This is a genomic window from Haloferax elongans ATCC BAA-1513 (assembly GCF_000336755.1).
GTDB lineage: Archaea > Halobacteriota > Halobacteria > Halobacteriales > Haloferacaceae > Haloferax > Haloferax elongans.
Genome location: NZ_AOLK01000011.1, coordinates 559,921 through 584,444, shown reverse-complemented (window position 1 = coordinate 584,444; position 24,524 = coordinate 559,921). Strand labels below are relative to the sequence as shown.

The window sequence follows — 24,524 nt, the reverse complement described above, 5'->3', positions numbered from 1 at the left end:
TTGCGCTTCTGGGGTCTGTCGCCCCAGATTTGTTAGTCGTCGAGAAGGTGGCAGGCAGCGGGATGTTCGTCTGTCCCGAGGGTCGGGGCGTCACGTTCACAGACACTTTCGAACCGCTCTCGGAGTACCTCGCTGGCGGTGTCCCACTCGTCGTCGACGACGTGACCGAGTGCGCGGTCGACGACAGCGCGGTTGTCCGGCGACAGCGTGTGAGAGAGGTGTGACTCCCGAAGCTGTTCGACGACAGCATCGCGGTCTGTGACGCCGCCGTCCGCAGAGACCGTGGCAGGCTCTTCCGGCTCGCCATCTATCGACGCACCGTCAGGTGCGACCGACGTGTCGAGCGTCTCGCGCTCGATACGCTGTCTGAGGTCCATGACCTCGCGGTACGCCTCCTGTTCGATATCGATGTCTTCCGGCGGGATGACCTGCGGACACCGCGTTCGGAAGTGACAGCCCGACGGCGGATTGATGGGGCTCGGAACGTCGCCTTCGAGGATGATTCGGTCGCCAGTGTCCGCAGACGGGTCGGGTTCGGGAATCGCCGACAGGAGCGCCCGCGTGTACGGGTGTCGCGGGTCGTCGAACAGTTCGTCCGTGTCGGCGACTTCGACGATTTCGCCGAGGTACATCACGGCGACACGGTCGGAGATGTGGCGCACGACAGAGAGGTCGTGGGCGATAAACAGATACGTCAGCCCGAAGCGCTCTTGGAGGTCTTCGAGCAGGTTGATAATCTGCGCCTGCACAGACACGTCGAGCGCAGAGACGGGTTCGTCAGCGACGATGAAGTCGGGGTCGACTGCCAGTGCGCGGGCGATGCCGACGCGCTGGCGTTGCCCGCCGGAGAGTTCGTGGGGGTAGCGGTCGTACTGCCCCACTTCGAGACCGACTGCGTCCAGCAGTTGGTGCACACGGCGACGGCGACGCTCCCGGTCGGAGTGCCCCGGCGAGACGGTCACGTCGACAGCCGAGACGGTGTCGCCGGTTCGTTCGACTTCGACGTCGAGTCTGAGTCGCTCCTCGACCGAGACATCGACTTCTCCGTCGGCGACTGCCACCGAGACGTGGGCGGTCGCAACCCCGTTGGACGAGCCGACGATGGCGTCGATTTCGTCGTCTGCAGTGACGGTCACGCTACCGGAGTCGATGCCGGAAACCTCGACCTCGGCTTCGCCGCGAACCTCGGGGTCCGAGACGGGGAGGTCGTGAACGTCAAGCGGCTCTCGGATAGTCTGTCCGACAGTCATCCGCGGGTCGAGCGACGACAGCGGGTCCTGGAAAATCATCTGCATGTCGCGGCGCATTCCGCGCAACCCGTCGCTATCGAGGTCCGAGAGGTCAGACCCCGAGAAGACGACCCGGCCGTCGGTCGGCGGAGTGAGATGGAGCAGCGCACGCCCGGCCGTGGACTTCCCACAGCCAGACTCCCCGACGAGCCCGAGTGTCTCGCCCTCGTAGACAGTGAAGTCGATACCGTCGACTGCTTTCACGCTCTCCTTGTTCGACCCGAGGACGCGGTCGAGGACGCCATCGCCCTGCTGGTAGTACTTCTGTAGGCCGTCGACTTCGACGAGCGGTTTGTCGCTTGGGCCAGAGTCGGACCACGCGCCGATACCGTCGTGGCCGTACTCGCTTTTGTCGAACTCGTCGAGGACACACTTCGAGCGGTGGTCGACTCCCTCGCCGCTGTGTTGTTTGTACGGAATCTCGCCCGTCGTACACTCCTCTTTCGCCCACGGACAACGCGGTGCGAAGTGGCACCCGTCCGGCATATCGATGAGGTCTGGAACGTTGCCGTCGATGGGCGTCAGGCGCTCTTTTTCTTCGTTCGGGAGCGATTCGAGAAGCGCGTAGGTGTACGGGTGCGACGGGTTGTGGAAAATCTCCTCGACCGGCCCCTCCTCGACGATTTCACCGGCGTACATGACCGCGACCCGGTCACACGTCTCGGCGACGACGCCGAGGTCGTGGGTAATCATCAGAACCGACATCCCGAGGTCTTCCTGCAGGTCGTCGATGAGGTCGAGAATCTGCGCTTGAATCGTCACGTCGAGTGCCGTCGTTGGCTCGTCGGCGACGAGAATACGTGGTTGACACGCGAGCGCGATGGCGATGAGGACGCGCTGGCGCATCCCGCCGGAGAACTCGTGGGGGTATTCGTCGACACGGGCACCCGGTTCCGGGATGCCGACCGATTCGAGGACCTCGATGGTTCGCTCGACGATTTCGTCGTCGACGTCCCTGCTGATTCGGGGGAGCAGTTCACGCACCGCGTTGAACCACGAGTCCTTGCGACGGCCGCCGTACTGGTGGAGACGAAGGCTCTCGGCGACTTGCTCGCCGACCGTCAGCGAGGGATTCAGCGAGGTCATCGGGTCCTGGAAAATCATCCCGATTTCACTCCCCCGGATGGTTCGAAGCGCCTCTTCGGGCGCGGAAACGAGGTCGACGATGTCACCATCGACGAATCCTGGGTCGTTGTAGTTCTCCCGGAATTCGTCTGCGAGGTGCGGACTGTTCAGTTCGACGCTCCCAGAGACGATTTCTCCCGGGTCGTCGACGAGACCCATCGTCGAGAGGGCTGTCACACTCTTTCCGGACCCCGACTCGCCGACCAGTCCAACCGTTTCACCTTCTCGGATGGTAAGGTCGAGTCCATCGACTGCTTTGACGCGACCACGGTCGGTCGAGAACTGAGTTCGGAGGTCCGAAAGAGAGAGCAGACTCGTCATTGACTGTGAATCACCCTCATGCCATCATATAACTTTCCAATCTTTGCCGCGACCACGAATCAGTACTGTTCGAACATTTCGAACAGGTTAGTTCCGAAAACACAGGACTTCGTTGGGGTCGTCGAGTAGCGACCCCACTATTTCGGCAGATTTCTGGCCAGCAGATGATATATAAAATCATTCTTTGTTACGTGTGCGCGAAGGGACAGAGAAGCGAACGTTTACGTATCGCACCCCGACACCATCCCACATGGAAGAACATCCGCTCTCCGAGTCGTCGAACACGTGGGATACCGTCGTCGAAGAGTGCGAGTCCATCGCCGACGACTATCGAGAGCGCGGCTGGCGCGTCGTCGTCGCCACTCCCGGTGACGTAGTTCCCGTTCCGCAACCCGGAGATTCGACCGTCGACCACGTCGGTCTCGACATCGTCGTCGGCGACGACGTGTACACCGAACTCGAATCGGCCGTGGAAGGAGCGTCGTTCGACGAGTACGAGGCGTTCCGGGCCGTCACGGGCGGCCTCGTCTACCTCACGCTCGTCGTCCGCGCGACCGACGACGAAGTCGCAGTCTGTCTTCCGGTGTACTACCGCCTCGCCGAGTCCGAGCGCATGTTCTCGCTTGTCGACGACGGCGAGACGATGAAGACGAAAGTCCACCCACTCGACCCCGAACAGGGCGTCGAATTCGTCCACGACGACCCCGAACCACTCCTGCCGCCGGACCGAGAAGCCGAGTAGACACTGTACAGTAACTGCGTCGAGGATGAGATAACAGCTTAGGACTGCGATTCGTCCGACGCTTCCGAGTCGTCGTCGGGCGTGTCCGACTCCACTGAGTCGTCAGTGGTTTCTGTCGATTCCGCCGACTCTGCCAATTCCTCCAGTTCCGCCGCTTCCGCAGACTGTGCCGCTTCCGCCTGCTCTACCGCTTCCGCAGACTGTGCCGATTCCTCGCCACCCTCGTCTGGCGCTGCCTCGCGTTCCTCTGTCCGACGTTCTTCAGCCCGCAGTTCAGCTCTTGTGTAGGCGTCGTATATCGCAAAGAGCCACACCACGGGTACCAGCACAAATCCCACGAAGGCGAGCGTAGAGAACGTCGCGATGATAATCCCGACGGCGAACGCGAGCGCCCGTTCGAGTTCGCGGTTGTACAGTTGGCCGAGGCCGGGGAAAATTGCAGAGAGAAGCCCAGCCACGAAGGGGTTCCCGCCCTCGAAGAGGTCATCGAGTGCCGAATCGACGGTCGATTTCGGCGGGTCGCGCTGGCGGACGCCGCACGACGGGCAAATCTCGGCGCGTTCGTCGATAATCGCACCGCAGTCGCGACAGAACACTTCGTTCGGGCCGCGCTCGCGGTCCGATGGTGTCGAGGAGGGCGTAGACATACATCGGCTACGAGATGACTACGTGTAAACGTACTGCTAAAGAAAGGGAGTTCGGGAACGTGTTGGGGTTCTACTCCTGAGGAGTCGACCCCCTGCCGTTAGAGAGGGCACCGTCGAATCCCTGTTCGGTCTCAGAAGCCCTGTCAGGGTCAGCGTCAGGTTCGCTGGCAGACGGTGACGACTCATGTTCGCTCTCGATAGTGGACGCATCGAGGTTACCAGTCGTCTCAGACGCGGCCGTGCGGTCGTCATCGAGCACGGTATCGTCGACATCGAACTGGTCGACGAGGTCACGCAGCGACTCCGCGGACTGAGAGACTTCTTCGACGTTTCGACGCACTTCGTTGATGGCTGCAGACTGTTCTTCGGCCGCCGCCGACACCGTCGCGGTCTGTGACGTCGTCTCCTCGCTCACACTGGAGACCTCGTCCACCATGGACACGACCTCTTCTGTGGTGACTGCTTGGTCCTCCGTCGCCTCCGAAATCTCTTCGACACCGTGTTCGGCCTCCGTGACGGCCTCGGCGATGTCGTCGAACATCTCGATAGCGCTCTCGATGGTTTCGGCACCGCGTTCGACGTTTGCTTGCATCTCCTGCATATCGTCGACCGTCTCGTCGGTCTGTTCGTGAATCGACTCGATGCGTTCTTCGACATCGTCGGTCGCCGACCCGACCTCGTTCGCGAGCGACTTGATCTCATTCGCGACGACAGCAAACCCTTCGCCCGCCTCACCAGCGCGTGCAGCCTCGATAGATGCGTTGAGTGCCAGCAGGTTCGTCTGCTCGGCGATGCCGTGGATGAGTTGGACGATTTCGTTAATCTCGTCTATCTGCGCCCTGAGGTCTTCGACCTGTTCGACTGCCGCACCTGCCTCGGACTCGATTGCAGCGATTTCGCGCGTCGCACCGGCGGCGTTTTCTCGGCCGCGGCCCGCGAGCTCGGTGGCGGCGCTGGCAGTCTCGACGACACCGTCGGCGGATGCCGCAACTTCTTCAATCGTCGCCGAGAGGTCGTTCATCTCACCTGCAGCCGTCTGTAGTTGCTGTGCCTGTTGTTCTGCACCGTGGGCAATCTCTTCGACTGATTGTGCGGTCTCTTGGCTCGCAGCTTCGATTTCTTCTGTGCTGGCGACCGTCTGGTGAGTCACGGCGGTAAACCGGTCTGCGACGGCCTGCACTTCGACGAACCCAGCTTCCAGTTTCTCGACCCCGTCTTCGATGTCCGTCATAATCGCACCAAACTCCCCGGGGAGGTCGGTTCGGACGGTCTGGTTCAGCGTTCCGTCACCGAGGTTCTTGCCGACTGCACGGAGTTCGGCGACCTGCTGTTGGAGGTTCGATTGCATGTCGTCGAACGCTTCGACGAGGTCGCCGATTTCGTCGTCAGACGCCTCGATGTCGGTGTCGTCGTCGAACTGCCCCTGGGCGAGTAACCGCGCTCTGTCTCTGAGCTGTTCGATTGGCTCGGAGAAGTGTTTCGAGGCAGTGTAGCCAGTCCCACTCGCGACGATGACGACACCACCGATGAGCAACAACAGAATGTTCCGAGCCGATGCAGTCTGGCTGTCGACCTGCTGGCCGAGCGTCTCACTCGGCCCCGTCACGTCCGATTCGGGGGCTGTTGCCATCAGTTCGTACCGCTTGTCACCGAACGAAAGCGGTGCGTACCCGACGTAGTAGCGTTGCTCCACGCCGCCTTCGCCGGTCACAGAGTGCGTCGTCAGACCTCTCTCTCCGGCGAGGATGTACTCTTGTCCCGAGATGCTCTCTTGGGCAGTGGCCATGGTCTCGTGGGTAGTGGTGAGTACGGTTCCATCACTGTTGACGATGCTGAGGCGACCGGTCTCACCGACTGTGACGTCGCTCACGAGGGCATCGAGCAGACCGTAATCGAATCGGAGCGCGATAGTCCCCGCGAACTGACCATCGTGGTACACTGGGGTCGCAACGTATGCTCTCTTCTCTCCGTCGCGCGTTCGAACCGGACCGACGTGGACAGCACCCGAATCAAGTGACTTCGTCGCACTGAACCACTCAGCGTCCACGTACGTTACACCAGTAGTCGATTCGGCACTGACGTCGTCGCCAGTGCGGGTCGCTTCGACGACACCCTCACCGGTTTCGTCGGTGAGGATTATCTTGTCGAACACGGGGTGTTTCTCACCGTTGACGTCGACTGTTCGAGACTGGAGATACGTCCGGAAGGAGTCGGAGATACCGCGCTCTGCATCCTCGACCGCCGTCGTCTGCAGTTCGTAGTAATAGACGCTCGGCGCGAGCACCCAGTCGAAGTCCTCGTAGTACGTGTAAGCGATGAACTTCTCTTCGACCGGGTTGCCGTCCTGCGTGGTGTCCTCCCAATCGTACTCGGCGATACCCCACGTGTCGCCGCGTCTGATTGCGGGCGTCTCCTCGATTTCCGAGTGGACGTCTTCGAACACCATCAGGTTCGCGTCGTCTTCGAGGTCGAAGCCGTCTTCGATGCCGTGGTGGACGACGACCTTCGATTCCCCGTCGATGATGTACGCGTAGCCGCTGTTACCGATATACCCAGGTTGGAACATACTGTAAACAGTTCCGCTGGGTCGCGTCATGTCCCCACTCGTCCCAGCGAGCGTCTCTTCGACCTGCGTCTTCACTTGGCGCTGTTGTTCCGGTGTGAGTTCTTCCCAACTTTTACCGTCGTACTCTTCTTCGAGAATTGCTCGCTTCGTGCTCTCGATAGTCCCGTGAAGCTGAAGCGCCATGTACCCGAGTTGCTTCTGGTTTTGCTCTTGGATGAGTTTCATCTCCCCAGCACTCGCCGCCTGATAGTTCTCGACAGGAGACGAGTGTGCTAGTGAGCGAGCGTCTACCTCGCGCGAGTCGAGGACGTTCTGTATCTGTTCTTGCCTCGCATCGACACTGTTGTTCAACTCACCCGTTATCTGTGCCTCCAGATGGGAAGCACTCTGGTCTTGTGCGAACGACCCAACTTGGTTCATGTTGTATACGCCTGCAACTCCGATTATCGTCACTGGGATAAGTGAGAGTGCAAGAAACAGTGCGATGAGTTTCGTTCGAATATTCATCAGTAGTTACACCGACCCATATTTCGAACTTCCCGTTCTCGTCCCGCAATAATTGCGATTTAGACTGTCCAACCCCATATGACAGGACTCTAAAAATGCGCTATTAAACTGCTCGCCCTAATTCTGCCTGTTGATACTCACAGTGCCATTCGATAGCAACATACATATGCGGAATAGAACATATTCGGTCTTGGTCGAGTATTTCAATTCAAATGGACTTCATGTTGGGTGGCACCAACTACCAAATTATTGGTGAGGCCCTGACGCTCGACGTGGCGTGGACGGTCAACAACAGAACATGAACGGGTAGACGAGACCGACCCGGTCACCGTCTTCAAGGTGTGTGTCGAGACCGTCGAGCAGTTCGTTGAACCGACCATTGACGAGAACTCTCGCGTACGCGCGAATCTGTTCGCCTTCGGGGTTCTTTCGCCACGTTCCGGGAAGACGGTTGGCCGACACCCATCCGGAGGTCGTCGCCTCTGATTCTCGCTGTGCCATCACGAGATCGCGCACGTCATACTCGTCGAAGAACGCGTCAAGAAATCGTCGAAGAGTCTCTCCGCGGAAGGTGAACTCGAGTTGGTGGGTCCCAATTGCTGACCGGACGTGGCCGGTGCAGCCAACCTCGACAGTCGTCTGAGGGAGAACTTGGTTCGACTCTCCAGTCGCTTCGGACACGTTCGTCGTCATACACGCGAGTACGACGCGCCAGCGGATGAGCACCCTCCCGAACACGTTCGAGGAGGTCAACGACGACGGCGAGCGTATTCGGGAGTCCCGAGGACTCGGTTAGGAAAGTTATACTACTCTGACAATTTCTACCTACCCACTCGAAGTAGGCAGGAAACCTGGCGAAGGAAGCCAGTAACGCTGTGAAGTGGGCTACTAATTCCGTACAATACATCGGCGTATCTGCGAGAGGAAGTCGACTGCGCAAAGAAATCGGTGTGTTCACGGGCACAAGACAGTGCAGTTCACTCCCGAAAATACGTCCAACCACCTGAACCGAAAGCGAGGAAACGACCGCATTTCAGGGTCTCCTTAGAGAGTCAGAACACCGCGCTGGCTATTGAAACGACCGCGATGAGCGACGACTGTAGCGGTAACTCACCGGCGGGGAAGGGCACCTCATAACTAATTCTTGTCAGCTAAATTGTCATATTGCAATGAAACTTGTTGTCCCAAAACAGCTATACGCAGCAGTCGTGCACAGCTCAGTGTTCCTCGGTATTGCCACCATCGGAGAGATTTACGTCGCGTCGTCGCTCGCGGGAATCGAACCCAACGCGGCGCTCCTGGTGGGATTCCTCATCACTGTCGGCATCTACAATTTCGACAAGCTCGCCGACCTCGACGCCGACGAAGCGAACTACGCCGGTCGAACCGCCTTCGTCGCAGCGCACCCGAAACTGTACGCCGGCTTCTCGGCGCTCGCAATCATCGGCGCGCTCGGTCTCTCTATCTCTCGTGGCGGCGTCTACGGACTCGGATTGACGCTCTTTCCGGGGGTCGTCGCCGTCTTCTACAGTTTCCCGTTGCTTCCAATTCCTTCTGCGGATCGACTGAAGGATATCTTCCTCGTCAACACGGCGGTCGTCGCCCTCGCGTGGGCCGTCCTCGTCGCGTTCGTCCCGCTCGCGGTCGTCGCGGGCCAATCACAGTACGTCGCCGGGGCAGTTGTCGCCGCAGTGTGGTTCTTCGTCCGCTCTGCGATTTCAGTCGAAGTCCACAACGTCAGAGACGTCGAGGGTGACAAAGAAAACGGCGTCGCGACCCTCCCGACTGTCGTCGGTGTTCGTCGGACGCAACTGATTCTCTACGCGATGGAAGTCGTCTCACTGGGACTGCTTGTCGGTGCGGCGTGGCTCGAATACGTCCCTATCTGGGCACCGATTGCGCTCCTCCCTGCAATCGTGTACTCCGTGTGGATTACGTACGCGCTCACCGGAACGAACCGGTCGGTAGAACGGCTGTGTACACTCAGAGACGGTGAGGGGGTTCTGATGGTCCTCGGTGTTGTCGTCGCGATGTCTGGCGTCGTATCGATTCCTGTATAAATTTCCACACATACTTTTGTTGTTCGCAAAGAAATTCAGTATAGTGAACGCGAATCCCGGCGGAGGGCCACTGTGGGAGGTAGTTCTTGTCGCTCAATCTTCCCCAGTGGTGGCTTTCGTCGTCGGGCTGATGATTCTCTCCGGTATCATTAGCATCGGCGTCACTGCGTACACGTGGCGTCATCGCAAGAAGCCGGGTGCGGTCGGGTTAGGCACGCTCGCCGCTGCGAGCGGGCTGTGGTCGGTCGGGTACCTCACCGAACTCCTCCTCTCGGACCTCCAACTCAAATTACTGGTCGCAAACGTCCAGTGGATTGGCGTGCTCGTCGTCCCCGTCGCGTGGTTCGTCTTCACGTTCTCATACACCGGGCGTGACCAGTACACCACGCCGGGACCGCTTCTGCTTGTCTCGTTTCTTCCGATGGTCACGCTCATCGCTGTCTGGACTAACCCCGCTCACCACTTCATGTGGGTGACTTCAGAGGTCGTCCCCACCGCGACCGGGGTAATCACGCTCATGGAACACCAGTGGGGGACGCTGTACTGGGTAGTTCTGGCGTACAGCTACCTGCTATGGCTCGCTGGTGCGCTCGCGCTTTTCCAGACGATGCTCGGCCTGCCGACGATTTACCGACTGCAGGCGATTACACTCATTGTCGGGACACTGATGCCAGTTCTCGGGAGCCTCAGCACAGTGTTACTCGAACTGTACGGGGTGGCACTCGACGTTACGCCCGCGACCTTCACGTTCGCGGGACTGGCGTACGCCATCGCACTCAGTCGGTTCGACCTGCTTGGGTCGCGGCCGGTTCCGCGGTCGATTGCCTGCGAGCGGGTCGTCAAGTCGATGGCCGACGCCGTGGTCGTCACCGACACCAAGTGGCGAATCATCGAACTCAATCAGACGGCAGCAGACATACTGGAGCGCACCTCTACCGACCTCAAAGGGCGACCCATTAGCAGCGTTATCTCAGGCACTGCCGCGGAGAAATCGAACGGCAACGTCGCCGTCAAACTGGGAGAGAGCCAACGAGACTTCGAACTTCGGACGAGCACGTTCACCGACTTCCACGGGCGACCAATCGGGAATGCGCTCGTCTTCCGCGACGTGACCGACCGTCGCCGAAACGTCCAACAACTGGAGGTGATGAATCGCGTGCTTCGCCACAACCTCCGAACCGAGGCGAACATGCTCTTTGGGTACGCCGACCTCGTCGTCGAAGCGCTCGCAAACGACTCTCTGGAGCGAGCGCAGCGCTACTCAGAGACCGTCCGCGACCGTGCGTTTAGCCTCGTGACGATTAGCGAGAAAGCCAGAAAGATTGCCGCGCTCCAGGGAAACGCGACCGAGGACGACGAGACGGCGACACCGGTTTCCGTCGGCGTCCAACTGAAACAGGCAGCCAGCACAGTCAAAGACGACCATCCAGGGTGTGTCGTCGTCGTCGAGTCCGACCTCGACGACCACACCGTCTGTTCGCCGACACTCGAACACGTCGTGCAGGAACTCATCGAAAACGGCATCGTTCACAACTACTCCGACACGCCGACTGTCCAAATCGAGGCGTTCGAGTCGGACGATACCGTCGAGATTCACGTTACCGACGACGGACCGGGAATCAACCCGAACGAACTCGTCGCCATCCGCGCCCACGGAGAAACGCCGCTTCAGCACGGGAGTGGGCTCGGCCTCTGGCTCGTCACGTGGGGCGTCGACCAACTCGATGGTGAGGTGTCGTTCAAGCGCAACAACGGGAATGGAACCACCGTCTCGCTACAGATTCCTGTCCGACGGGTCGCGGACGACTCGGAGACCACGGGTGCACAGAACGGCGAGACAGAACACGGCCACGCCGAGGGCGGTTAGTTCGATGCGCCCTCGGTGTCGTCGCGGAGTTCAGTTCGGCGAATCTTCCCCGTCACCGTCTTCGGAAGCTCCTCACGGAACTCGATTTCTCGCGGATATTCGTGAGCTGCCAACTCAGATTTGACGTGATTTTGGATGTCCGTTGTGAGCGATTCTGACGGACTCGCGTCATCGCTCGGGACCACGTACGCTTTGACGATGTTCCCGCGTTCTGGGTGTGGTTTGGGAACGACGGCCGCCTCGGCGACAGCGGGATGTTCACCAAGCGAACTCTCCACCTCGAAGGGACCGATGCGATAGCCCGACGAGAGAATCACGTCGTCGGCGCGGCCTTCGAACCAGAAGTATCCATCTTCGTCCTTGTGCGCGAGGTCGCCAGAGCGGTACCAGCGGCCGTCGGGGCCGTCGACGAAGGCCCCGCGCGTCTTCTCTGGTTTTTCCCAGTACTCGGCGAAGAAACACGGATAGTCGCCTCGCTCGGCGATTTCGCCGGTCTCGCCCGGTGGGAGAACTTCGCCCGTTTCGGGGTCGATGATTTCGGCCTCGATACCCGGAAGCGGCTTGCCCATCGACCCCGGGCGTAGTTCCATCGTCGGGTAGTTGTTGATAATCATGTTCCCCGTCTCGGTCTGCCCGTAGGTGTCGAGGACGGTGACACCGAGGGTCTCTTCGGCCCACTCGACAACGCCCGCGCTGAGTGGTTCGCCGATTGAGAGCGCATGTCGCAGGTCGAGCGAGGTGTCGTCGAGAACAGACTCGTTCTCGCGGAGCATCCGGTAGGCTGTCGGCACCGAAAACAGGACCGTGATGGGATAGTCGTCGAGGAGGTCGGCCCACGTTTCGGGGTCGAACTCGCCCTCGTAGGTGAACAACGACGCGCCCCAGAACCACGCACCGAGGGTGTTGATTGCGCCGGTCAACCACCCGAGGTCGCCCGTGGACCAGTAGACGTCGCCGGGTTGGAGGTCGACCGCGTAGCGCTGTGTTGCTGCCACGCCCGCGAGCCAGCGGTGTTTGTGGAGGACGCCCTTCGCAAGTCCCGTCGTCCCCGACGTGTAGTACAGCAGAGCGTCGTCCTCGCCGCCGGTCTGCGCCGTCTCGTACTCGGTGCTCGCGTCGTCGAGTGTTGGATTGAAGATAACGTCGTCCGCGGGCGCACCACCGCCGCGGTCCACCGTGATGACGTGCTCGACGCTCGGCGCGTCTTCCAGCGCGTCGGCGATGGTGTCGCGGTTGTCGGTGGTTGTCACCACGACCGAGGCGTCGCAGTCCGAGAGTCGATAGGAGATTCCATCGGGACCGAAGCGCTCGTTGATGCTCCCCCACACGGCCCCGTGTTTGAGTGTCCCCACGAGCGCGACGTAGTGTTCGGGAATCCGCGGCATGTAGGAAAACACCCGGTCGCCCGGTTCGACACCGAGTTCGGAGAGGACGTTCGCAAACTGGCTCGACCGGTCTGCGAGTTCCCAGAACGTCAGCGTCGTGAGTTCGCCGTCCGTCCCGACCTGATACAGGGCCACCCGGTCCCGTGCGGTGGCGTGGCGGTCCGCGACCTCGTGCGCGATGTTCAACGACTCCGGCGCGTCCCACGATGCCTCGTCGTAGATGTCCTCCCACGAGAAGTCAGCCCGTGCCGCCTCGTAGTCTGCTAAATTATGTTCCACCATTGCACGTGTCACCACACTTCAATATTTAATAATGATTATGGATGGGAACTTTCAACGAAGTGGATAGTGGCTGGATGGGAGAGAATGTACGATAGTCACCTAGCGGTCGTACAGACCGTCTCTCGCTATTCCTGCTGCGTATGAACGAGCTTTGTTCCCCAAAACGCAGCCACAGATAGTAGCAGTACCACAAACGTCTCGCTCGCGTATGCCCCTTGAGTCAGCAACTGATACACGGTAATCACCGCCAACAGTACTGCTGCGGTGACGAACCCATTTCGAGCACTGAGATAGTCTCTTTTTTCTTGACTGTTCATGTTCTGGCTGGTTGTCATAGAGATAGTATAGCTTTGTTTGCTGAGATAGCCCCGCAGGGGCGTACCACTTTGTTCAGCAGGTAGAATTGCGACTACTGTGGAGCCGGTGTGAGATAGTTCTCAATCAATGGAGTGGCGAGAGCCTGTCGTCGTCCAAATAGGAAATGATAACTTGCTAACTAGAATACCGGAAATAGAAATGCGTCGACGTGATTTTTTGTGTGGCATCGCTGCATCCACCCCGATAGCTGTCGCGGGTTGTTCAGGGGTGGTTGGCGAACGCGAGGCTGAGAAAACGACCCACCACCACGTGCGGTCGAGTACCATCTGGAACGGAGTTCCATCTGGTATCACGCAGACGGTGTTCATCCTGGACCTCGTCGAGAAGAACGAAACTGTGGAGCTGTTGGTGTCCCCACGAGTAGACTTTGGGGGATACCATGTCTCGGGAACGAAGCAAACGACGGTCCATCTCGTCATCGACGATTTTGTCGACCAGTGGCAGCAACAGTGGACTGAACAGAGTGGGCTCGCGGGGACTCTTTCGTTCGAGTCACGGCCTGAGTTTCCAGTTACGATTATCGCGAAGACAGAATTTGCGGAGGGCGGTTCGATAGAAACCAGTCGCTACGAAGAGATTCAGTTCGCTTCGGACAGCAACTGAGGAGGGAGTGTTCGACCACACTCGTTGCGTCCAATTTGGTTACTAGCTGTCGAACAACGACGCTGTCTGTGTCGAAACCGATTGTATCTGAATTGATTTCTTTCGTTAGGCCCGCACCACTCCCGACAAGCAGTTTCGCGAGTTGGTAGTTAACTAGACAATGTCACTTTTAGTGCTCTTAGACTGCACCTGAATATATGGCTACTGTCCTCTCTGAAACACGCCCAGGACGAGTGGTCGACAGTATTCTCGCCGCAGTCGTTGTATTAGCTACGCTAGACCACGTTAGCGTGGTTGAGATTACTGCGACGAACACCTACATATTCTTCTTGATTACTCCTCTTGGGTTCCTCCGTTTATACGTCGATTACCGATACAAGAAGCGGCCCACCAGACAGACAAGTTGATGCTTCGCTCAGGTGGTCACCAACAGGACCGTGGTCTATTGCAGCGTCCCACCGAGACCACTCGCCAGTGACTGTGGCAGCAGTCTCGTCGACCTCGCCGTCCGCTCACGCTCCGCAGTTTCTTCTAAATCCGTCGCAAAGCACTCGCTGAGCAGGTCTGCGAGCTTCATCCCAAACACACTCAACGACCTGCTCGTTCCTCAAACTGGCTTAACTAGACAGTGCCTCCCACTTGGAACATCCAGAAGGACAATCAAGACATCGTCCTTTTGTAACGATTTCTTTACCGGATGTCGAACAACGACGCTGTCTGTGTCGAAAACGATCGTATCTGAATTGATTTCTATCTCAGCCATAGGACTCAGAACATCGCCTACTGTGAGTCTGGGTCAAGAAGCTGAATGAACTTTTCCGCATCAGCATCCTGAGCGATACTCAGTGGACTCTCTCCAACGTTGTTTTCATGGGTTGGGTCTGCCCCGTGTTCCAAGAGTAATTTGGTCAGTTCGTAGTTCGCTTTGAAAACAGCCCTCCAAAGCGGCTGGTTTCCATGTACGTCCTCGATATTCAGATCTGCATCACTCTCGACAAGCAGTTTTGCGAGTTCGTAATTCTCGACATTTAATGCCCTATGGAGCGGTGTTGACCCTTCATCGTCTTGGGCATCTATATCTACACCTCGTTCAATAAGGTCAGAGGCAATTTCAGTTTCTCCAGAAAAGGCCGCTTTATGGAGTAAATTGCTTCCATTATCGGACCTGTGTTGGACATCAGCGTCTTCAATCAGCGAATCATATCGCTCCTTGTCCCCTTGAATGATTGCTGTTTCCAAGTCCGTATGGATGTAGATGTCATCTTCTCCTTGGTCGTCGCTCATATCGAACGTAACCTAGCCGAAGCCGTAATCAAAGACGCCATCAGTATATGCACTGCTTACTGCACTCGCTAACGCAGAACTTCAATCATCTCAGTCGCTTCGATGTTCTTTGCGATATCGAGAGGCGAGACACCACCATCAGTTTCTATCTCTGGGTCTGCCCCATTCTCTACCATCAGTGTCGCTAACTCCACATCACCCCGATAAATTAGCTTGAGTATCGGGACTGTTCCACTGTTATCTTGGATGTTGAGGTCAGCACCCCCTAACACAAGCGTCTTTATTACGTTTCTATGGCCCTCATCAACCGCCAAGTGGAGTGCTGTTTTCCCACCTTGATTTTGGATGTCTGGGTTGATGCCGTGGCTAAGAAGCTCTTCCACCATCTGATCATTTCCGACGCTTGCAGCTTTATGTAATAGTGTACTCCCGTTGTCTGAGCGATGACCTAGCTCAGTATCCTCAATCAGTTCGTGAAACCGCTCGATGTCGTTTTGTATGACTGCAACCTCCAAGTCCGAGTGCTGGTAGATGTCGTCTGTATCAGTCATTGGTCACCCCCAAGTTTTCCCCACTTCTGTATCCAGTATTCGCCTTCACGGTCGTATTGACCACTTCGATTGGTTGTTGGATGTTGCGGGTGATAGTGACTGGGGTCTTGGTACTCTCGAACAAATTCTTCTTCAGATATTACTCCTTGTAAATAATACTCTATTAGGTACTGATATTCTCTTCCTGGTTTGTGACCCATCTCCCAGTCTCCCTTTCTATTGCCGCCATCCCATTCTAAAATCCGCCACGGTTCAAATGGATCTGGGACCTGCCCATCGGGGAGTTCACTAGCTTCTTGATCAGCTTGTTTCCATACAGTCTCTACCTGGCCGGGGGCATACGGCGGACGCTTTCTCCTACCGTATTTTTTCCCATCGTACTGTTTCTGGTCCTTCTCGTCGAACCGCCCTATAGCGTCACGCGGTTGGTTTTTCCATCGCTGAACATGCACCTCGGACTTCCGTATCCGATAAATCCCGAGTTCACCACCGCGCATCACACGCTCGGCGGTCTCCTCAGCCTCACGTTCCAACCGCTCATCGGGGTCAATTTCCAACTCGCCCTTCTGTGGAAGCATCGACACCGCGCCGCCAGTTTGCTGGCGAACGTGTGCCAACTCGTGGGCCAGCACGTGCTGTCCCTCAGCACTTGACGGGTCGTACTCGCCGTGGTTGAACGCGATGTGGTTGCCGACGGTGAACGCCCGCGCGTTGATGTCGTCACACGCTTTCGCAGCACTCGGTCCGGTGTGAATCCGCACATCACCGAGTGAGTCCCCCATTCGCTCTTCCATCTCTCGCTGGATGCTCGTGTCGAGTTGCTGGCCGGGCGAGGAAATCACATCCCGAACCGAGTCGGGCACTTGTGCGTCACCGGCTTTCGACGCCTCGTGGTGTGCGTTGCGACTGCGCTGGACTGACTTCGCATTCCGCGTTCGATATCTTTCGGAACCTCAGCAGAGCGCTCCTGCTGGCGTTCACGAAACGCGCGCATGTCTCGCGGTTTTCCCATCGTGTCCACAGTCATGCCTTCGTCGGCCCACTGCCGAACCTGGCTCGCGCCGTGACTCTCGACGAGGCGTTGAATCTGGACGCCCATTCCGGGGCGATACGCTTCAAGACCGAACCCAGCTTCACTGTCTTGTACTGGTAGTGACTCACAACCACCACCACGGCTGCGGTCTGACCCGCCTGTCAGCTCCTGAATCGACGGGACAGTCGAGGACTGTTGACCCTCGCTCGTCTTCCCTTTCGCAGAGCGAAATCCCATTCGTATCACTGACATGATGTCCTACCCATATGTTATTTGTTGCTTGAATGATGTCTCAAAATATATCTATGAGAGCGGTTGATTCTGGATTGCGCGACCAACGGGGGAATTGCTTTGGGTGGGGGCTTGAGGAGTAGGTGAGTTGTATTCACTCACAGCACTCCACAGTTCTCACACCAATCTGGTAGCGAACGGGACTCGACTATCTCGACCACAATCCAAGTTCTGATAATCTTAACAGTATCTACCAATAGTAGGTAATCGTCCCGGGTCACGGGAATTAATCCAAAACACTCGCCTTAGTCCCTCGAATCATCTCGTATACCGGTTTTACAGATGCGGTATCGACAGCGACCTCTATCAGCTAATTATTAAATACGAAAACCTAGCAACCCGTGTAGTATGCCTACCCAAGGTGAGTCTGACGGGACGGAGCCACCCACTCCGACCCTCGAATTCGGCACCCCCTCGACACCCAACGAGGAGGATGCCGTTCCAGCGCCAGTGCCGCCGGACGACCCGGCAGCGTGGTACGCGCCGAACGTCCGTGCACAGTACGAAGTCGCTCCCGATACGGTCGTCACGATTAGCGACGCCGACCACGGGTTCGACTACGACGTGCGGGAGCCGGTACTCGGTGTTCGAGAACACCGGGCACTCGAAACAGTCCGCGACCACTTCTCGACGGTCACGCGCCGCCGCCCGCTCACTCGTGAGGGTGCGGCCGAGCGCGCAGCAGACGGACTGTCACCCAAGTATCGACGCGTTCTCGACCGGCTGCTCGACCTCTCGCCACCCGCCCGACGGCGCGTCGAGTATCACACCCTCGCCGACCTGCGATTGCTCGGCGACGTGACGCCGCTCGCGCTCGACGAGAAAATCGAAGTCGTCGACGCCGGTCGAGGCGACGGCACCGAGCGACTCGTCGTCCACACCGAGAACTTCGCCCCGGCGACGACCGCGTTCGACTCCGACGTGGCGTTTTCCGACCGTATCGCCGCAGAGCGCGTTCAACACTACACGGTCCCGTTCGCCGGGTACGACGTGGACGTGGTCGTCTACCGCGACCGTCTCCTCGGCGACGACCGATTCGCGACGAAGTACGCGGTCCTCGAACCCGACCTCGTCCCCGGCGACACGGACCTCATCGACGCCTGTAAAGAGCGCATCTGGGAAGCCAACGTCGACGACGTGGTTGCCGACCGAATCGGGTTCGTCCGCGACCGTGCGCGTGAGTTCCTCTCGCGGCAACTCACCGCCCGCAACACCAAGGCGTGGGTGGACGCGACGCGATTCCGACTCAGGACGGCGCTTTCGGAGTACGGACTCGCGTTGCCGCCGGTCGACCGCCGGTTCGCACAGGACCGCCTCGACGACCTCGTGTACTACGTCCTCCGGGACTACGTGGGCGAGGGGATCCTGACGATTCCAATCCGCGACCCGAACCTCGAAGACATCGAGGCTAACCGCGTCGGCGAGCGCGTGAAGGTCATCCCGCGAGCCGACGTGACCGGCCGCGGCGGCCTCCGCGTGCCGACGAACCTCGCGTTCGAAGACGAGACGGAGTTCACCAACGTCGTGACCCAACTCGCCGCCGCCGACGGCGTGGAGTTGAACGCCTCGAACCCGAGTGCGAAGGTCAACCTCCGACCCGGTGAAGTCGATGGCTCGACGGCGACCGAGAGCGACGAGACGATTCGCTGTGCAGTCGCACTCCCGGTTATCTCCGAAGGCGGTCCGCACGTCTCGATTCGAAAGCAGTCGAAAGACGTGCTGACGCCCGTGGACCTCGTCGAAGGCGGGTCGCTGTCGACCGAACTCGTAACGCTGCTGTGGCTGTGTTACGAGCACCACCGCGTCGTGCTGTTTTCGGGCGCGACGGGTGTTGGGAAGACGACATTGATGAACGCGCACATGCCGTTTATCCCCTACGACCACCGCCCAATCAGCATCGACGAGGGCTCACGCGAAGTCCACCTCCCGCACGAGACGGGTATCTCGCTGACGACCCGCGACCACGAATCCGAGTTCAAACGCGTCTCGATGGCTGACCTGATGACCGAGGCGAATTACCTGAACCCGGACGTCGAGGTCATCGCCGAAATCAACACGCCAGAGTCGTTCGCCACGTTCGCCGAGACGCTGAACACCGGCCACGGTGTCATCGGAACAACTCACGCTGCGGACATCGAAACGCTCGTCAACCGCGTCATCGAACAGGGGCTTCCGCCGTACCTCCTCCGCGAACTCGACCTCGTGGTCTTCCCGCACAAAGTCGATGGCGAGCGATACGTCTCCGAAGTCGTCGAACTCGTTCCCGAATCGGAGTTCGACGAGACGTGGGGTCGCCGCGGCGTCGTCGAGAAAGACGGTCGAAAACTCCACTGGAACACCATCGCACGCCGCCGTCCAGATGGGACGTTCGACCTCTCGTACGAACACCCACAGCTCGGCGACGACCACCGACGCGTCGGCCTCCGTCTGTTCCATCGTCTCGCGAACGCTACGGACAGAGACGTCGAGGCCGTCGAGCGCGAGTTCCACCGCAAACACCGCTACGTGGAATACCTCGTTCGAGAAGACGTGAGCAACGTCGACCAACTGTTCGGGTTCCTCTCGGACCTCCGAACCGACGAGGCGGCGACCGTAGAACGCGTCCGTCGCCGGATGGCCGAACGCGCCGACGAGAACAGTGGCGACACTACAGCTGGTGAACCGTGACTGGGTTCGACACCTCCATCGACGACCGGCGTGTCTCGCGCATTCGGTCGCTTTCGGTGTTCGACAGGGCGCTCTACGCACTCTTCGCCCGACACGCCGACGCCGACAGACACGACCGAGACCGGCGTCGGTACCGCGGCACTGACCTCCGAATCAGCTTCGACCTCTATCTCGCTCGCACCTACGGGCTCGCGTGGGCGACGGGGCTGTTCGTCGCATTGCCAACCCTGTTGGTCGCGATGGCGATTCCGGACGCGGCCGTCGATGCAGTACTGGACCTGCTCCGCGCAGTCGTTCCATTCTTCGACCGCGTCCCGGTTCCGGTCGTCCCGCGAACGCCAATCGCGGCAGGGGCCGCGCTCGTGACTGCGGTACTCACTCGGCGAGTGGTCCTCACCGTCGCAGGACGGTACCTCGGCTGGCGGGCCACGGCACGCAGAGAGAACATCGAGCGGACACTTCCCGGCGCAGTTCGCTATCTCCACGTCCTCGCATCGGGGAGTGACGGTCCACGGGAGATGCTCCGCCGTGTCGCGGAAACTGACGCGTACGGCGAGTCGGCCGTGGCGTTTCGGAGCGTCCTCAACACTGCTTCGCTGACCGGCAACGTGAACGAAGGGCTCAGACGTGTCGCCCGCGACACGCCCTCGGAAGGGATGCTCGCGCCCTTCCTCCTGAAGTTCCGCGAGCACGCCGGACAGGGTGACGACGCCCTCCGGAACTACCTCCGCATGGAGAGCAGAATGCTCGGACACAGACAGGCCCGCGCTCGCGACCGTGCCGAGGGCTTTCTCGAACTGCTCGCGGAACTGTTCATCGTCCTGCTCGTCCTCCCGTCGCTTCTCGTCATCGTCCTCACGGTGATGAGCGTCATTGCGCCCGGACTCTCTGCACCCGTCGTCACGCCGCTCGGAACGACGACAGTCCGCGGCGTGGTCGTCTACGCGAGCGCGTTCTTCATCGTCGGCGTCGGCCTCGCGGCGAGCATCCTCATCGCTGGCCTGCGTCCGCCGGACCAGTCAGTCGAGTACGAGAGGCCGAGCGAGACTCTCGAACTACTCGGAACAGCGACGACGAATCCAGCGAGCGCCGCAGTCGTCTTCGTCGGTCCGGCGCTCGTCGTCAGCGTTGCTGCCGCACTCGTCGGTGTCGACGCATTTGGCATGGCTCTCACCGGGTACGTGGCGTACGCGCTTCCCGTTGGTCTCGTCGGCGTCCGACGCGCCCGCATCGACGACGCGAAAGACCGTGAACTGAAAGACTTCGTCCACGCCGTGTCGGGACACGTCAGTCTCGGTCGGCCGTTCGCTGCGGCCGTCGAGCACGTCGGGCAGGATGTCGACCTCGGACCGCTCGACCCCGACGTGGCCGACCTCGCGCTCAACTTACGACTGACCGCACCGAGTGCAGGAACGGACGTCGACCTCCGAACCGCCGCGCTCGAACGCTTTGTCGATAGAGTTGGGACGCCGATGGCCGAACAGACGATTGGCCTCGTCGTCGGGGCGCTCGATGGCGGCAGCGACACGGGAACCGTCTTCGACACGCTCCAGAGCGAAATCGGCCGCCTCTACCACGAAAAACGGGCGCTTCGGTCGAGCCTACTCGTCTACGTCGCGGTCGGATGGACGACCGCGCTCTTGGTCGTCGGCATCACCGTCGCCGTCAACGTCCACGTCTTCGACGGGTTCGCGCAACTGTCCACACTCTCGTCTTCGGGGTCGTTCGCTATCGACGCCGATGCCGTCGACCTGACCCGCGACCGCTATCGAATGTACGTCGTCACACAGGCGACGATGCTCGCGTCCGGGTGGTTCGCCGGGACGGCGAGTCGCGGCCGCTACGAAGCGCTACTCCACTCTGCCATCCTCGTCACTGCCTGTTACGTCGTGTACGCGGGGGTCGGTCTGATATGACCGGCCCGACGAGTCGAACCCGAACAGCGAGTTCGAGAAGCGAGACCCGCGCCCAGTCGAACGTCGTCGGTGTCGCGCTCCTACTCGGCATCGGCGTCGTCGCGATCGGTCTCGTGACCGCGAGCGTCGGCGGCCTCGTCGACGCTCAGCGCACCTCGGCAGACGCCGGTGCCGCAGCGGACGGGTTCGAATCACTCAGAGACGGGACGTTTGCAAGTGAAGACGGCGCGTACCCCATGCGCGTCACCGACGGCAACCTCGTCCGTGTGAATCGAACGGTCCGAGTCATCGCCGACAGCGGCGTGAACCGAACCTACGACGCCGACGGCTACGTCGCAACTATCGGGAGCCACCGAGTCGCGTTCGTGGGCGGTGCCGTCGTACGTGGGACGGGTGAAAACGCACAGCTCGTGACACCTGTGCCTCTCTCCAGCGCGGGCGACGCAGCGTTTCTCCCGCTCCCAGTGCTGAACGCCTCGTCGAGCGATGGCGGCGGTCTCGACGCCGGAACCGAACTCCAGACGCAAACGACACGAACCGTGAGTGAGCGTCCGGTCGACACCTACACCGTCGCCGTCGAAACCGCCGCACCCACCGCGTGGGAGCGAGCCTACGAACGACGCGGGTTCGACACGACACGGTCTGACTTCGACGGCGATGGCGTTCCAAGCGTCGTGGTGACGCTTCCGGCGGACCAGACGCTCACGGTCGTCCAGTACGACCTCACGGTGGAGGTGCGGCGTGGCTGACCGTCGGCCCCTACGGCAATCGTTGGCCTCACTCCGAGCCGACCAGCGCGCAGTCGTTCCCGTCGTCAGCAAGGCGCTCGAAGCAGCGGTCGTCGTCCTGTTCGTGGGCTTGCTGACGACCGTTCTCTTCGGCGGTGTCGTGCCCGACCACCGAGATGCAGTCGCCGACGAACTCGCCGACAGGACGCTCTCGACCGCAGTCGAGCGAACCGAGACGGCCGCTCGACTCCCCGACTCGGTGACTCGTGGCCACCGAACCGTTATCGTCGACCTTCCACGGTCGATTCGCGGCCATAGCTATCGAATTCGATACGTCTCGAACACCTCGTTCGATTCTGACTCGAACACTACCACACCTGCGCTCGTCCTCGACCACCCCCAAGACGCGTACGACCGGCAGCTTCCGGTTTCGCTCCCAGATTCGGTCTCCGTCTCGGGGACGTGGGACAGCGGAAGCGACGCTGCTGTCAGAGTGACCGCCGAAGACAACGGAACGGCGCTCGAACTGCTGAATGGTCCTGATACGAGCCGCGTGGAGGACGGCAATGAGTAGAGAGCACCGCCACCTGAGCCAGCCCACTTCGTGCCGGGGACAGACGACGCTCGCTGGCCTCGCTATCGCGCTGGTTCTCTTGACCGCGGTGACGACCACGAGCGTCGTTCTGGCGGACCAAGCGCTCGTGGACGCGACTGGCAACCCGCTCGAACAGCGCCACGCAGAGAGTGCCGCGTCGGCGCTCGTCACCGATTCGCCACTGACCATGGCAGACGGGACACTCTCTGCGGAGCGAGTCAACCAAACCAATGCATCGAAACTCGCGTCGGCGATTCCAGCACTTCGAGGAACCGACTTCCGCGTCGTCGTCGACGACGACGTGGTCGCAACTCGCGGCGACATCAACAACACGACAGGCACGACCGCCACTCGTGGCGTCGGACTCGTCAGCACGCGTTCCGACCAGATTTCGTTCGCCATCGACAACGACAGTCGCGGGAGTCTCGACGGCCGGACCGACCAGCTTCACATCGACGTCGACCCAGCAAACGGCACCACTGTGCGGGCCGTCACCGTCAACGACCGGGTCGTCCTCCACAGACCGACCGGCGTCGAAGGAACCCACACAGTGAACGTCTCGACGTACGCCGACCCAACAGTCGGTGTCGAAGCGACTGGCCCAGCACCGGCTGGGCAGGTGACTGTCTCGGCAACCATCATCGAGCGACAGCCGACTCGCGTGGAGGTGACAGTCGATGCGTGAGCGTGGCTTCAGTTCGCCGAGTGGTGAGAGTCGCGGCCAACTCTCGCTGACCGTCATCGAGGCTGCGGTTGCGACGCTGCTCGTGCTCACCGTCGCAGCGGGCTTCGCGCTGACGCCCGAGTACCCGACCGCGACACTGGACCAATCGTCCACACCGCTCGCCGAGCAAGCGCGTGATGCCGCCGCACTCGTCGCTGAAGCGCCAGCAGACGGTCCCGGAACGCTCCTCGGGGTTGCGTGCGCGTCTGAAAGCGACTTCGACGCTCGCGTCGCGCAGTTGCGAACGGTCGCCAAATCGGGAGTCTCACCGGGTGCGTTCGTCTCTATCCAGACGGACGTTGGCGAGGCAGGAACGCCACCACCGGCGGACGCGCGAGTCGGGTCTGCGTCGGTCGTCGTCCCGCGGTGTACGGCGACGCTGGAGGTGTGGTACCCGTGAGTCGTCGGTGGCGAGCGTGTTTGAAGCGAGGCGGCGACACCACCGCCGCAGACCGCGGCCAACTTGTCTTGGTCTCCGGCGCAGTCGTCGCCGTCGCGCTCCTCGCGCTCGTCTTCGCACACGCGCAACTCGCCTACGGCGGGTCGGCTGACGCACCGGAACTCTCGGACATCTCGGCGGCGACCGAGGACGCGGTTCACGCCGCGACTGCCCACGTCGCCGGGCGGTACAGTTGGGGCGCGAGACAGGCAGCCGTCTCCGACTTCAGGGACGAACTCGGCCCCGACCTCGCGCGAATCGAACGCGCCCACACAGGTGCTGGTGGGGTGGCGGTAACGACGAACAACTCCGCCGCTGGCGGATGGGCGCTCAGAAACTGTCCGAGCGGTCCGTACCGAGCCTTCGGTCCCTGTGTCGCCGACCGCGGAGTCGTCGTGCAGGAGCGCGCCGGGGAGACGACGGTTGTCGCTGTGGCGGTCGATGTCGTGGTGTCGACGCCGCGTCACGAGACGGACGTGACGCTTGCGGTGACGGCGGTGTGAGAGTGAGGTGGGCTACGACGT

The 24,524-nt window shown here is 60.3% G+C and carries 17 protein-coding genes and 3 pseudogenes; 11 read left to right on the top strand and 9 right to left on the bottom strand.

Annotation, left to right across the window (positions count from 1 at the left end):
- Window positions 1–32: 32 nt before the first annotated feature.
- Complete coding sequence (locus tag C453_RS05280) at window positions 33–2,735, bottom strand: ABC transporter ATP-binding protein (protein WP_008323165.1); 2,703 nt, start codon at window positions 2,733–2,735, stop codon at window positions 33–35.
- A 250-nt stretch (window positions 2,736–2,985) separates the two neighbouring features.
- Here C453_RS05280 and C453_RS05275 point away from each other — a divergent pair, with 250 nt between their 5' ends.
- Window positions 2,986–3,477 (top strand): DUF7529 family protein, encoded by a 492-nt coding sequence (locus tag C453_RS05275; RefSeq protein ID WP_008323163.1) that lies wholly within the window; start codon window positions 2,986–2,988, stop codon window positions 3,475–3,477.
- A gap of 236 nt (window positions 3,478–3,713) precedes the next feature.
- On the opposite strand, the pseudogene C453_RS20905 reads toward C453_RS05275, so the two are convergent.
- The 3 genes and pseudogenes from C453_RS20905 to C453_RS05260 form a co-directional block, all read right to left on the bottom strand.
- A pseudogene (locus C453_RS20905) lies at window positions 3,714–4,124 on the bottom strand (zinc ribbon domain-containing protein); the annotation flags it as partial.
- Between the two features lie 70 nt (window positions 4,125–4,194).
- Window positions 4,195–7,197 carry a methyl-accepting chemotaxis protein gene (locus C453_RS05265; RefSeq protein WP_008323161.1) on the bottom strand — a complete coding sequence of 1,001 codons (3,003 nt, stop codon included), beginning with the start codon at window positions 7,195–7,197 and terminating at the stop codon, window positions 4,195–4,197.
- 285 nt (window positions 7,198–7,482) lie between these two features.
- Complete coding sequence (locus tag C453_RS05260; RefSeq protein ID WP_049907534.1) at window positions 7,483–7,890, bottom strand: ubiquitin family protein; 408 nt, start codon at window positions 7,888–7,890, stop codon at window positions 7,483–7,485.
- 515 nt (window positions 7,891–8,405) lie between these two features.
- On the opposite strand from C453_RS05260, the gene C453_RS05255 reads away from it, so the two are divergent.
- Both C453_RS05255 and C453_RS05250 read left to right on the top strand, forming a co-directional pair.
- The gene (locus tag C453_RS05255; protein WP_049907533.1) at window positions 8,406–9,257 is read left to right on the top strand and encodes a UbiA family prenyltransferase; all 852 of its coding nucleotides are present in this window, start codon (window positions 8,406–8,408) and stop codon (window positions 9,255–9,257) included.
- Between the two features lie 130 nt (window positions 9,258–9,387).
- On the top strand, window positions 9,388–11,124 hold the full coding sequence (locus C453_RS05250; RefSeq protein ID WP_008323157.1) for a sensor histidine kinase: 1,737 nt from the start codon (window positions 9,388–9,390) through the stop codon (window positions 11,122–11,124).
- Here the strand turns inward: C453_RS05250 and C453_RS05245 are convergent.
- The gene (locus C453_RS05245) at window positions 11,121–12,791 is read right to left on the bottom strand and encodes an acyl-CoA synthetase (RefSeq protein WP_008323156.1); all 1,671 of its coding nucleotides are present in this window, start codon (window positions 12,789–12,791) and stop codon (window positions 11,121–11,123) included. The two genes, C453_RS05250 and C453_RS05245, sit on opposite strands and share 4 nt — an antisense overlap.
- Before the next feature lie 444 nt (window positions 12,792–13,235).
- Between C453_RS05245 and C453_RS05235 the strand changes: the two genes are divergently transcribed.
- Window positions 13,236–13,772: a hypothetical protein gene (locus tag C453_RS05235; RefSeq protein WP_241430674.1), complete on the top strand. Its 537-nt coding sequence runs from the start codon at window positions 13,236–13,238 to the stop codon at window positions 13,770–13,772.
- Between the two features lie 490 nt (window positions 13,773–14,262).
- Here the strand turns inward: C453_RS05235 and C453_RS19895 are convergent.
- From C453_RS19895 to C453_RS05215, 4 genes and pseudogenes are all read right to left on the bottom strand, one after another.
- Window positions 14,263–14,349 (bottom strand): annotated as a pseudogene (locus tag C453_RS19895) (IS6 family transposase); the annotation flags it as partial.
- Window positions 14,350–14,552: 203 nt separating this feature from the next.
- Window positions 14,553–15,056 carry an ankyrin repeat domain-containing protein gene (locus C453_RS05225; RefSeq protein ID WP_008323152.1) on the bottom strand — a complete coding sequence of 168 codons (504 nt, stop codon included), beginning with the start codon at window positions 15,054–15,056 and terminating at the stop codon, window positions 14,553–14,555.
- Window positions 15,057–15,124: 68 nt separating this feature from the next.
- Window positions 15,125–15,607 (bottom strand): ankyrin repeat domain-containing protein, encoded by a 483-nt coding sequence (locus tag C453_RS05220; RefSeq protein WP_008323151.1) that lies wholly within the window; start codon window positions 15,605–15,607, stop codon window positions 15,125–15,127.
- A pseudogene (locus tag C453_RS05215) lies at window positions 15,604–16,877 on the bottom strand (eCIS core domain-containing protein). Before C453_RS05215 ends, C453_RS05220 begins: the two are co-directional and overlap by 4 nt.
- 402 nt (window positions 16,878–17,279) lie before the next feature.
- Here C453_RS05215 and C453_RS05210 point away from each other — a divergent pair.
- The 7 genes from C453_RS05210 to C453_RS05180 are packed head-to-tail and all read left to right on the top strand — an operon-like array spanning window position 17,280 to window position 24,503.
- The gene (locus C453_RS05210; RefSeq protein WP_008323150.1) at window positions 17,280–19,598 is read left to right on the top strand and encodes a type II/IV secretion system ATPase subunit; all 2,319 of its coding nucleotides are present in this window, start codon (window positions 17,280–17,282) and stop codon (window positions 19,596–19,598) included.
- On the top strand, window positions 19,595–21,514 hold the full coding sequence (locus tag C453_RS05205; protein WP_008323149.1) for a type II secretion system F family protein: 1,920 nt from the start codon (window positions 19,595–19,597) through the stop codon (window positions 21,512–21,514). Before C453_RS05210 ends, C453_RS05205 begins: the two co-directional genes overlap by 4 nt.
- Window positions 21,511–22,263 (top strand): DUF7289 family protein, encoded by a 753-nt coding sequence (locus C453_RS05200; RefSeq protein WP_008323148.1) that lies wholly within the window; start codon window positions 21,511–21,513, stop codon window positions 22,261–22,263. The genes C453_RS05205 and C453_RS05200 overlap by 4 nt, the downstream gene beginning before the upstream one ends.
- Complete coding sequence (locus C453_RS05195; protein WP_152418014.1) at window positions 22,256–22,816, top strand: DUF7266 family protein; 561 nt, start codon at window positions 22,256–22,258, stop codon at window positions 22,814–22,816. Before C453_RS05200 ends, C453_RS05195 begins: the two co-directional genes overlap by 8 nt.
- Complete coding sequence (locus C453_RS05190; protein ID WP_008323145.1) at window positions 22,809–23,522, top strand: DUF7263 family protein; 714 nt, start codon at window positions 22,809–22,811, stop codon at window positions 23,520–23,522. The genes C453_RS05195 and C453_RS05190 overlap by 8 nt, the downstream gene beginning before the upstream one ends.
- Window positions 23,515–23,961, top strand: coding sequence for a DUF7262 family protein (locus tag C453_RS05185; RefSeq protein ID WP_008323144.1), 447 nt, complete (start codon window positions 23,515–23,517; stop codon window positions 23,959–23,961). Before C453_RS05190 ends, C453_RS05185 begins: the two co-directional genes overlap by 8 nt.
- The gene (locus tag C453_RS05180; protein ID WP_152418013.1) at window positions 23,958–24,503 is read left to right on the top strand and encodes a DUF7261 family protein; all 546 of its coding nucleotides are present in this window, start codon (window positions 23,958–23,960) and stop codon (window positions 24,501–24,503) included. Before C453_RS05185 ends, C453_RS05180 begins: the two co-directional genes overlap by 4 nt.
- The last annotated feature ends 21 nt before the right edge of the window (window positions 24,504–24,524 follow it).

Bases quoted from the DNA above. Each gene is read 5' to 3' on its own strand.
- C453_RS05220 (WP_008323151.1), bottom strand. From the start codon at position 15,607: ATGACTGATACAGACGACATCTACCAGCACTCGGACTTGGAGGTTGCA.
- C453_RS05210 (WP_008323150.1), top strand. From the start codon at position 17,280: ATGCCTACCCAAGGTGAGTCTGACGGGACGGAGCCACCCACTCCGACC.
- C453_RS05265 (WP_008323161.1), bottom strand. From the start codon at position 7,197: ATGAATATTCGAACGAAACTCATCGCACTGTTTCTTGCACTCTCACTT.
- C453_RS05225 (WP_008323152.1), bottom strand. From the start codon at position 15,056: ATGAGCGACGACCAAGGAGAAGATGACATCTACATCCATACGGACTTG.
- C453_RS05280 (WP_008323165.1), bottom strand. From the start codon at position 2,735: ATGACGAGTCTGCTCTCTCTTTCGGACCTCCGAACTCAGTTCTCGACC.
- C453_RS05235 (WP_241430674.1), top strand. From the start codon at position 13,236: ATGGAGTGGCGAGAGCCTGTCGTCGTCCAAATAGGAAATGATAACTTG.
- C453_RS05275 (WP_008323163.1), top strand. From the start codon at position 2,986: ATGGAAGAACATCCGCTCTCCGAGTCGTCGAACACGTGGGATACCGTC.
- C453_RS05250 (WP_008323157.1), top strand. From the start codon at position 9,388: ATGATTCTCTCCGGTATCATTAGCATCGGCGTCACTGCGTACACGTGG.
- C453_RS05190 (WP_008323145.1), top strand. From the start codon at position 22,809: ATGAGTAGAGAGCACCGCCACCTGAGCCAGCCCACTTCGTGCCGGGGA.
- C453_RS05245 (WP_008323156.1), bottom strand. From the start codon at position 12,791: ATGGTGGAACATAATTTAGCAGACTACGAGGCGGCACGGGCTGACTTC.
- C453_RS05185 (WP_008323144.1), top strand. From the start codon at position 23,515: ATGCGTGAGCGTGGCTTCAGTTCGCCGAGTGGTGAGAGTCGCGGCCAA.
- C453_RS05200 (WP_008323148.1), top strand. From the start codon at position 21,511: ATGACCGGCCCGACGAGTCGAACCCGAACAGCGAGTTCGAGAAGCGAG.
- C453_RS05260 (WP_049907534.1), bottom strand. From the start codon at position 7,890: ATGACGACGAACGTGTCCGAAGCGACTGGAGAGTCGAACCAAGTTCTC.